At 68.6% G+C, this 9,250-nt stretch carries 11 protein-coding genes; 7 read left to right on the top strand and 4 right to left on the bottom strand.

Annotated elements, in window-relative coordinates; translation table 11 throughout:
* On the bottom strand, positions 1–524 hold a 524-nt coding region (locus ABDV68_RS16285; RefSeq protein ID WP_343521156.1), incomplete at its 3' end, for a LysR family transcriptional regulator.
* Positions 525–620: 96 nt separating this feature from the next.
* On the opposite strand from ABDV68_RS16285, the gene ABDV68_RS16280 reads away from it, so the two are divergent.
* A complete protein-coding gene (locus ABDV68_RS16280) occupies positions 621–1,772 on the top strand; it encodes an isovaleryl-CoA dehydrogenase (protein WP_343521157.1) in 1,152 nt (383 codons plus the stop codon).
* The gene (locus ABDV68_RS16275; protein ID WP_343521155.1) at positions 1,772–2,530 is read left to right on the top strand and encodes a hypothetical protein; all 759 of its coding nucleotides are present in this window, start codon (positions 1,772–1,774) and stop codon (positions 2,528–2,530) included. The genes ABDV68_RS16280 and ABDV68_RS16275 overlap by 1 nt, the downstream gene beginning before the upstream one ends.
* 1 nt (position 2,531) lies before the next feature.
* On the opposite strand, the gene ABDV68_RS16270 is transcribed toward ABDV68_RS16275, so the two are convergent.
* A complete protein-coding gene (locus tag ABDV68_RS16270; RefSeq protein WP_343521154.1) occupies positions 2,532–2,870 on the bottom strand; it encodes a DMT family protein in 339 nt (112 codons plus the stop codon).
* A gap of 48 nt (positions 2,871–2,918) precedes the next feature.
* Between ABDV68_RS16270 and ABDV68_RS16265 the strand changes: the two genes are divergently transcribed.
* The 5 genes from ABDV68_RS16265 to ABDV68_RS16245 are packed head-to-tail and all read left to right on the top strand — an operon-like array spanning position 2,919 to position 8,133.
* Positions 2,919–4,520: a carboxyl transferase domain-containing protein gene (locus ABDV68_RS16265; RefSeq protein WP_343521153.1), complete on the top strand. Its 1,602-nt coding sequence runs from the start codon at positions 2,919–2,921 to the stop codon at positions 4,518–4,520.
* Between the two features lie 16 nt (positions 4,521–4,536).
* A complete protein-coding gene (locus ABDV68_RS16260) occupies positions 4,537–4,998 on the top strand; it encodes a nuclear transport factor 2 family protein (RefSeq protein WP_343521152.1) in 462 nt (153 codons plus the stop codon).
* A complete protein-coding gene (locus tag ABDV68_RS16255) occupies positions 4,995–5,372 on the top strand; it encodes a RidA family protein (RefSeq protein WP_343521151.1) in 378 nt (125 codons plus the stop codon). The genes ABDV68_RS16260 and ABDV68_RS16255 overlap by 4 nt, the downstream gene beginning before the upstream one ends.
* Positions 5,369–6,256 carry a hypothetical protein gene (locus ABDV68_RS16250; protein ID WP_343521150.1) on the top strand — a complete coding sequence of 296 codons (888 nt, stop codon included), beginning with the start codon at positions 5,369–5,371 and terminating at the stop codon, positions 6,254–6,256. The genes ABDV68_RS16255 and ABDV68_RS16250 overlap by 4 nt, the downstream gene beginning before the upstream one ends.
* Positions 6,253–8,133, top strand: a complete 1,881-nt coding sequence (locus ABDV68_RS16245) for an acetyl/propionyl/methylcrotonyl-CoA carboxylase subunit alpha (RefSeq protein WP_343521149.1) — start codon at positions 6,253–6,255, stop codon at positions 8,131–8,133. The genes ABDV68_RS16250 and ABDV68_RS16245 overlap by 4 nt, the downstream gene beginning before the upstream one ends.
* A 2-nt stretch (positions 8,134–8,135) precedes the next feature.
* On the opposite strand, the gene ABDV68_RS16240 is transcribed toward ABDV68_RS16245, so the two are convergent.
* Together ABDV68_RS16240 and ABDV68_RS16235 are read right to left on the bottom strand one after the other, a co-directional pair.
* A complete protein-coding gene (locus ABDV68_RS16240; RefSeq protein WP_343521148.1) occupies positions 8,136–8,474 on the bottom strand; it encodes a transcription initiation protein in 339 nt (112 codons plus the stop codon).
* A gap of 331 nt (positions 8,475–8,805) precedes the next feature.
* Positions 8,806–9,250 (bottom strand): class II aldolase/adducin family protein (locus tag ABDV68_RS16235; protein WP_343521147.1); only part of this gene is annotated, 445 nt, incomplete at its 5' end.

The following is a 9,250-nucleotide window of genomic DNA, read 5'->3' as shown; positions in this document are numbered from 1 at the left end:
GCTTCGCCCGCCAGAGGATGCGCTGCGGGCAGGGCGAGCACATAGGCTTCGCTGCGCAGCGCCTCGGTCTCTGGCTCGCCATGCGTCGCGGTCAGCGCGAGGTCGATGCGGCCCCGTGCGAGATGCTGCGACAGCGCCGCGGCATTGCCCTCGACCAGCTCGATCGCCAGCCGCGGCGCGGTCCGCGCCGCGCGCGCCGCGAACGCCGCGAGATCGGCGGTGGCGAGCGTCGTCAGCACGCCGAGCCGCAGCGTTCCCGCCGCGGCGATCTCCCCGACCGACGCCTGCGCCAGGTTGAACTCGCGCTCGATCCGCCGCGCATGCACGGCGAAGCGCGCGCCAGCCTCGGTCAGCTCGACTCGCTGGCTGTTGCGGCGGAACAGCCTGGCGCCGGTCTCGCGTTCGAGCTTGGTGATGCCGGCCGAGAGCGTCGGCTGCGAGACATTGACCTGCGCGGCCGCCGCGGTGAACGTACCGCTATCGATGACGGCGAGGAAATAGCGCAGCAGGTAGCGGTCGATCATAGATGCGGTCTATGTTCTTCCGCGCCGCCTTTCAATTTTTCTCCGCGGCGATCACTCGCTAAGCTGGGCCCAAAATCCCAGGAGAGCCCGATGAGCCTGCCCCAGATGGATTTCGCGCTCGGCGAGACCGCGGAGATGATCCGCGACACCACGCAGCGTTTCGCCAAGGAGCGGATCGAGCCGCTCGCCGCGCGCATCGATGCCGAGGACTGGTTCCCGCGCGACGAGCTGTGGCCGGCGATGGGCGAGCTCGGCCTGCACGGCATCACCGTCGAGGAGGAATATGGCGGGCTCGGCCTCGGCTATCTCGAACATGTCGTCGCGTGCGAGGAAGTCAGCCGCGCCTCGGCCTCGATCGGCCTCAGCTACGGCGCGCACTCCAACCTTTGCGTCAACCAGATCCGCCGCTGGGCCTCGCCCGAGCAGAAGGCGAGGTACCTCCCCAAGCTGATCTCGGGCGAGCATGTCGGCAGCCTCGCCATGTCCGAAGCGGGCGCCGGGTCGGACGTCGTCAGCATGAAGCTGCGCGCCGAGCATCGCGGCGACCGCTACATCCTCAACGGGACGAAATTCTGGATCACCAACGCCGCCTATGCCGACACGCTGGTCGTCTACGCCAAGACCGGCGAGGGTAGCCGCGGCATCACCACCTTCCTGATCGAAAAGGACATGCCGGGCTTCAGCATCGGGCAGAAGATCGACAAGATGGGCATGCGCGGCTCGCCCACCGCCGAGCTGGTGTTCGACGATTGCGAGGTGCCCGAGGAGAACGTCATGGGCCCGCTCAACGGCGGCGTCGGCGTGCTCATGAGCGGCCTCGACTATGAGCGCACCGTGCTCGCGGGTATCCAGCTCGGCATCATGCAGGCCTGTCTCGACGTGGTGCTCCCATATTTGCGCGAGCGGAAACAGTTCGGCCAGGCGATCGGCAGCTTCCAGCTGATGCAGGCCAAGGTCGCCGACATGTATGTCGCGCTCAATTCGGCGCGAGCCTATGTCTATGCTGTCGCGCAGGCGTGCGACGCGGGCAAGACGACGCGCTTCGACGCCGCGGGCGCGATCCTGCTCGCCAGCGAGAACGCCTTCAAGGTCGCGGGCGAGGCGGTGCAGGCGCTGGGCGGCGCGGGCTATACCAAGGACTGGCCGGTCGAGCGCTTCCTGCGCGACGCCAAGCTGCTCGACATCGGCGCGGGGACCAACGAAATCCGCCGCATGCTGATCGGCCGCGAGCTGGTCGGCGCGGCGTGATGCCGCAGGCCGCCGGGCTGGTTCCAGCGCTCGCCGCGGGGACCGCGCTGTTCGAGCATCTCTATCGGCCGGTGACCAGCGGGCGGTGGGAGCTCCATGCTCCCGCGACCGTGCTGACGCGCGGTTATTGGAGCCCGCCCGGCCTTCATACCGTGTCGGCGCTCACGCGCGACGGCGAGACCTGGATGTCGCTCACCCCGCTCGAGTTCGAGAGCCAGGGGATCGGCGTTGCGCTCGCCTCCGGTCATGTCGCGGTGCTCGGCCTCGGCATGGGCTGGTCCGCCGCCGCCAGCGCGCTGCGCGAGGAGGTCACCGCCGTGACCGTGGTCGAGCGCGACCCCGATGTCATCGCCATGCACCGCGAGCTCGACCTGTTCGCGCGGCTGCCGGGCGGGGCGGGGGACAAGGTCCGCATCGTCTCCGGTGACGCGTTCGACTGGCGCCCGGACGCGCCGGTCGACCTGCTGATGCCGGATATCTGGCTCCCGCTGGTCAGCGACGGCCGCGTCGCGGAGGTGCAGCGGATGCAGGCCAATGTCGGGGCGAAGCTCGTCTATTTCTGGGGACAGGAAATGGAGGTCGCCCGTCACGCCCGCGCCGCCGGCCGGGCGCTCGACGCCGAGGGCATTCGCTCTACCGTCGCCGATTTCGGCTTGCCGCTGATCGGCCCCGAATTGCCCGATTATTCCGAATGCGTGGCCGCCGCGTCCGAGGCGTGGATGCGTGACCGCTGGCTCCCCGCGGAGGCCGCGGCGTGACTCACTTTCCGACGAACAGGAACGCCACGCCCGCCATGATGCACGCGAACGCCGCGGCGTGGCGCCAGTGCAGTGCCTCGCCGAGCACGGTCACCATGAACAGGCCGAACACGATCAGCGCGATCGCCTCCTGCGCGATCTTGAGCTGGCCCGGCGTCCAGCCGGCGAGATATCCGACGCGGTTGGCGGGGACGGCGAAGCAATATTCGGCGCCGGCGATCAACCAGGAGATCAGGATGACGGTGACGAGCGGCTTCTCCAGCCCGCCTTTGCCGAGATGCCAGTACCAGGCGATGGTCATGAGGATATTGGATGCGATGAGCAGCAGGATGGTCGGCATGATGTCTCCCTTTGCACCGCTGTGCGCGACCCGCGCGGGAGCCGCAAGGTGAGCGCTCCGGTGCTCAAGTCCGCGCTGTCCGCCGAGGACGAGACCTTCCGCGCAAATGCTGCGCACAATCGCGCGCTGGCCGAGCGGCTCCGTGCCGATGTCGCGCAGGCCGCATTGGGGGGCAACGAGAAGTCGCGCGAGCGCCACACCGCGCGCGGCAAGCTGCTCCCGCGCGAGCGCGTCGAGCGGCTGCTCGACCCCGGCGCGCCCTTTCTCGAGATCGGCCAGCTCGCCGCCTGCGACATGTACGAAGGCGAGGTGCCCGGCGCCGGCATGATCGCCGGCATCGGCCGGGTCTCGGGCCGCCAGTGCATGATCGTGTGCAACGACGCGACGGTGAAGGGCGGCACCTACTATCCGATGACGGTCAAGAAGCACCTGCGCGCGCAGGAGATCGCGGAGGCCAATCGCCTGCCGTGCATCTACCTGGTCGACAGCGGGGGCGCGAACCTGCCGCATCAGGCGGAAGTATTTCCCGACCGCGACCATTTCGGCCGCATCTTCTTCAACCAGGCCAACATGTCGGCCAAGGGCATCCCCCAGATCGCCTGCGTGATGGGCAGCTGCACCGCGGGCGGCGCGTACGTCCCGGCGATGTCGGACGAGAGCGTGATCGTCCGCAACCAGGGCACGATCTTCCTCGCCGGCCCGCCGTTGGTGAAGGCCGCGACGGGCGAGGAGATCAGCGCGGAGGATCTCGGCGGCGGCGACCTTCACGGCCGCAAGTCGGGCGTGGTCGACCATGTCGCCGAGAATGACGAGCATGCGCTGACCATCGTCCGCGACATCGTCAGCCACCTGCCGCGAGACCGCGGCCCGGACATCGCGATCCAGGAGCCGCGCCCGCCCAGATTCGACGCCGAGGAGCTCTACGGCATCGTTCCCACCGACGTGCGCGCGCCCTATGACGTGCACGAGGTGATCGCGCGCCTCGTCGACGGCTCGGAGTTCCACGAGTTCAAGGCGCTCTACGGCTCGACCCTGGTCTGCGGATTCGCGCATATCTGGGGCATTCCCGTCGCGATCCTCGCCAACAACGGCGTGCTGTTCAGCGAGAGCGCGGTCAAGGGCGCGCACTTCATCGAGCTCGCCTGCCAGCGCCGCATCCCGCTGCTGTTCCTCCAGAACATCTCGGGCTTCATGGTCGGCGGCAAGTACGAGGCGGAGGGAATCGCCAAGCACGGCGCCAAGCTGGTGACCGCGGTCGCCACCGCGAGCGTGCCCAAGGTCACGGTGCTGATCGGCGGCAGCTTCGGCGCGGGCAATTACGGCATGTGCGGCCGCGCCTATTCGCCGCGCTTCCTGTTCAGCTGGCCCAACAGCCGGATCAGCGTGATGGGCGGCGAGCAGGCCGCCTCCGTCCTCGCCACCGTCCACCGCGACGCCGACAGCTGGACGCCCGAGCAGGCCGAGTCGTTCAAGGCGCCGATCCGCCAGAAGTACGAGGACGAGGGCAACCCCTGGCACGCCACCGCGCGCCTGTGGGACGACGGCATCATCGACCCGGCGCAGACCCGCGACGTGCTTGGCCTCGCCTTCGCGGCGTGCCTGAACGCGCCGGTAGAAGAGGGGACGCGCTTCGGCGTGTTCCGGATGTGACGATGGAGACACGACCATGATCGCATTGATCCCGCTGTTGCTCCTCGCTGCCCCAACGCCGGAGCGGCCGCCCGCAAACGCCGAGGAAGAGGCGGTGATGGCGCCGGTCGAACGGCTGCTGGGCGCGATCGCGACGCGCGATGCCGCGGCGATGCTGCAGGCGGGGCGGTCTGACGGCAAGCTGACCGGCGTGACGGAGAGGCCGGACGGGACGCGTTCCATCCGCAGCCTCACCTTGGCCGAGTTCAGCCAACTCATCGCATCCGGCAAGGAGCGCGTCGAGGAGCGCAGCGGGCTGCCCTCGATCAAGGTCGATGGCGACGTTGCGATGGTGTGGGCGCGTTACACCTTCTTCCTCGAAGGCAAGATCCGCCATTGCGGCGTCAATCATTTCGACCTGGTTCGTGAGGCCGGAACTTGGAAGATCCTCAACATCACCTGGTCGCAACGGACCACCGGCTGCGAAGGCTGGGTGTGACCCCCGTCAACGCCCCCGATGCCCCGCAGCCCGGCGGCGGTTATTCGCAGGCTGCGCTGGTCGAGCAGGGCAAGTCGCTGCTCTTCGTCAGCGGCCAGATCCCGGTCGACGCCGCCGGTGAAGTTCCCGCCGATTTCGCCGCGCAGTGCCGTCTGGTGTGGCGCAATATCGCAGCGCAGCTCGCCGCCGCGGGAATGGATCTCTCGCACCTCGTCAAGGTCACCACCTTCCTGAGCGATCGCCGCTATCGCGAAGAAAATTCCGCGATCCGCCGCGAGACGCTGGACGGTCACCTCCCGGCGCTGACGGTGATCGTCTGCGACATCTACGACCCGCAATGGCTGCTCGAGATCGAGGCGGTGGCGGCGAAGTGAGGGGCGGGGCGGGTACCGCAGCGGCCGCGCTGGCGCTGCTCGCCGGCGCATCGGCGGCGCCGGACGATCTCGGGCGCTGGACGCCGGACGCGATCTCGACCACCGGCTATGAGGCCAGCCCGACCTTCTCCCCCGATGGGCAGGAGCTGATCTACCTCGCCGCCGACGCCAGTTTCCGTGGCTGGCGGCTGCTGAGCTCGCGCTGCGCGGATGGCGGGTGGAGCAAGCCGGTGCCGCCGTCCTTCGCCGGTGCGCCCGGCACGTTCGATGCCGATGCGGGTTACACGCCCGACGGCAAGGGCGTCTATTTCGTCTCGACCCGCCACGATCCGAAGGGCGAGGATTTCGACATCTGGTACGTCGCGCGCCGCGCCGGCGGCGGATGGGGCGAGCCGGTGCGGCTGCCCGCGCCGGTCAACTCGCCGCAGTCCGAGCTGCTCCCGCGCGTCGATGCCGCGGGCAACCTCTATTTCGGCTCCTCGCGCCCGGGCGGATTCGGGCAGGGGGACATCTATGTTGCGCGGCAAGCGCCCGGCGGCGCGTGGCGCGTGCGCAACCTCGGCGCACCGGTCAGCACCGCGGCGAACGAATATGAGGCGGAGATCTCGCGCGACGGCAACACGCTGATCCTCGTCGCCGATCGCGGCGACCGCTCGCACCTCTATCATTTCCGCAGGCAGGACGGTGTGTGGCGCGAGCTCGGAAGGATCCCCGCGCGCACCGACGTGTTTCAAGTCGGCCCGCTGCTCTCGCCCCGGGCCGAGCGCCTGCTGTTCGCGCAGGCGTCGCCCGACCGCTCGGGCGAAATCTACCTCGCCGATCTCAAGCCGGGCAGCCGCGAGGCCTGGCCCCCACGATGCGCCCCAGCAGGAACTCAGCCATGATCCAGTCCCTCCTCATCGCCAACCGCGGCGAGATCGCGTGCCGCATCATCCGCACCGCGCGCAAGCTCGGAATTCGCGCCGTCGCGGTCTATTCGGACGCCGACGCCAATGCGCTGCACGTGCGCGAGGCCGACCAGGCAGTGCATATCGGCGGCTCCCCCGCACGCGAATCCTACCTGATCGGCGAGCGCATCATCGCCGCCGCGCAGCAAACCGGGGCCGAAGCGATCCACCCCGGCTACGGGTTCCTCTCGGAGAATGCCGACTTCGCCGAGGCGGTGATCGCCGCCGGGCTGATCTGGGTCGGACCCAATCCCGCCAGCATCCGCGCGATGGGGCTCAAGGATGCCGCCAAGAAGCTGATGCAGGACGCGCGCGTCCCGGTCACGCCCGGCTATCTCGGCGAGGACCAGTCGCTCGAGCGCCTCCAGCGCGAAGCCGACAAGATCGGCTATCCCGTGCTGATCAAGGCGGTCGCCGGCGGTGGCGGCAAGGGCATGCGCCGCGTCGATGCCGCAGAGGAGTTCGCCGATGCGCTCGCCAGCTGCCAGCGCGAGGCCGCTTCGTCGTTCGGCGACGATCGCGTGCTGATCGAGAAGTACATCCTCGCCCCGCGCCATATCGAGGTGCAGGTGTTCGGCGACACCCACGGCAACATCGTCCATCTGTTCGAGCGCGACTGCTCGATGCAGCGCCGCCACCAGAAGGTGATCGAGGAGGCCCCCGCGCCCGGCATGGACAAGCAGGCGCGCTTCGCGGTGTGCGAGGCGGCGGTGAAGGCGGCGCGCGCGGTGAACTATGTCGGCGCGGGCACGATCGAGTTCATCGCGGACGCCAGCCACGGCCTCCACGCCGACCGCATCTGGTTCATGGAGATGAACACGCGGCTCCAGGTCGAGCATCCGGTGACCGAGGAGATCACCGGCGTCGATCTCGTCGAATGGCAGCTGCGCGTCGCCTCGGGCGAGCCGCTCCCGCTGCGCCAGGAGCAGATCGCGATCAACGGCCACGCGATCGAGGCGCGGCTCTATGCCGAGGATCCGGCGAGGGGATTCCTGCCCTCGACCGGCAAGCTCGAAGTGCTCGACTTCCCGGGTGACGCACGCGTCGATACCGGCGTGGAGGCGGGATCGGTGATCTCGCCTTTCTACGATCCGATGATCGCCAAGCTGATCGTCCATGGCGAGCAGCGCGACGAGGCGATCGCGATGCTCCGCGCGGAGCTGAGCCAGCTCACCGTGTGGCCGGTCCGCACCAATGCCGGCTTTCTGTTCCGCTTGCTCGGCGACGGGGCGTTCGCGCAGGGGCAGCTCGACACCGGCCTGATCGAGCGGCGCGGCGAGGATCTCACTTTCGATCCGTTGCCGACCGCTGCGGATCTGACGCACGCCACCTACTGGCTCGAGCAGGATATGCCGGGCGAGACCGCGCATATCGCGCATGGCCTGGACGGGTTCCGGCTCAATCGCGCGCCGGTAGCCGCGCGCGCGGTCAGCGTGAATGGCGAGCGGGTGACGTTCGAAGCCGATCATGGCGATCTCTCGTCGCATTTCTATCCGCACGAACGCGACGGAAGTGCGTTGCTCGTGCATGGGGGCGCGACCTTCCGCGTGAGCGAGGCCCGCACCGACGGCGCCGCGGGTGCTGCCGCCGGCGACGGCTCGATCCTCGCGCCGATGCCGGGCCGCATCGTTTCGGTCGAGGTGGCCGAGGGACAGGTGGTCAGCGCGGGGCAAAAGCTGCTGGTGCTCGAGGCGATGAAGATGGAGCAGGCGCTGACCGCGCCGTTCGACGGTATCGTCGAGACGCTCGCTGCGACGCCCGGGGCGCAGGTCCAGGTCGATGCGCTGCTCGCGAAGGTCGCGAAGGCGGAGTAGGCCTAGCTCGCCGGGTCGTACATGAACTCGCGGAGTTCCTGCGCGCACCGGCAGGCGACCGCGATCCTGCGCGCCCATTCGACCGCTTCCTCGCGAGTCGGCACCTCGAGCACGGTGAAGCCGCCCTTGAGGTCGCTGCCGGGATAGATGTCAGGCGAGACCGACCCGTCGGCGGCGACCAGCACCGGATCGACTCCCTCGTCGATCCCGCCGCCGAACACATAGACGCCGGCTAGCTTGGCCTCCTCGATCACCGCATGCGCGTCGTTGGACACGGCCGGCATGTCCTCGTCCGCGACCTGCATCGCTTCGCTCGGGAACGAGATGAGATATTTGGTCATGCCGGGACGATGCTCCGCAAATTGACATCTCGTTCAAAATTGAACTGCGTTTCCACCTTGGTCCATCCCTATCAAGCACGAACGTGATTCTATCCCATTTGGTTCGTGTAGGAAAGGTCGCGCAGTTTCATATGGTTATTTCGTGGCTTAGCGCGAACCCGCGATCGGAGCTGGGGCGCGATGGAGCCGGAGCGTCGGCTGCGCGGCGGAAGCGAAAGTGGAACATGTCGTGGACGAAGTTGGCGAACCGGGGCGGGCGCGATTCCGCGTTGCCGGGCGCAAGCGCGAGCATGTCGATGCCGAAAGATGCGCCGCCGCCGCGGCGGATGCGCTATTCCCGCCAGCTCTTGTCGATCCGGTCGACCAGCCGGACCATCGCCGCGAAGTCCGCCGCGCCCGGCGCGATCGAGGCCTGCGCCATGTGCAGGTCGCGCTGGTGCACCGCGACGACCTCGTCGGAGACCTTGAGCGGGGTGCCCATCGAGAGCGTGGCGAGCTGGATCTCGCATGCGCGCTGCAGCGCCCAATGCTTGACGAACGCCTCGGGCAGGGTGCGGCCCATCGCGACGATGCCGTGGTTGCGCAGCAGCATCATGCGCTTGTCGCCGAGATGCGCGACCAGCCGCTCGCCTTCCTCGTCGCGCACCGTGACGCCCTCGAAATCGTGATAGGCGATCTGCCCGGCGAAGTTGCAGGCGTAGAAGTTGATCGGCTGCAGCCCGCCCTCGAGGCTGCTCACCGCCATCCCGGCGGTGGTGTGGGTGTGCATGATGCAG

The sequence above is a fragment of the Sphingomonas sp. genome (genome assembly GCF_039595165.1).
Taxonomy (GTDB): Bacteria; Pseudomonadota; Alphaproteobacteria; order Sphingomonadales; family Sphingomonadaceae; genus Sphingomonas.
The sequence above is the reverse complement of the archived record's forward strand: the minus strand, read 5'-3'. Positions and strand labels throughout refer to the sequence as shown.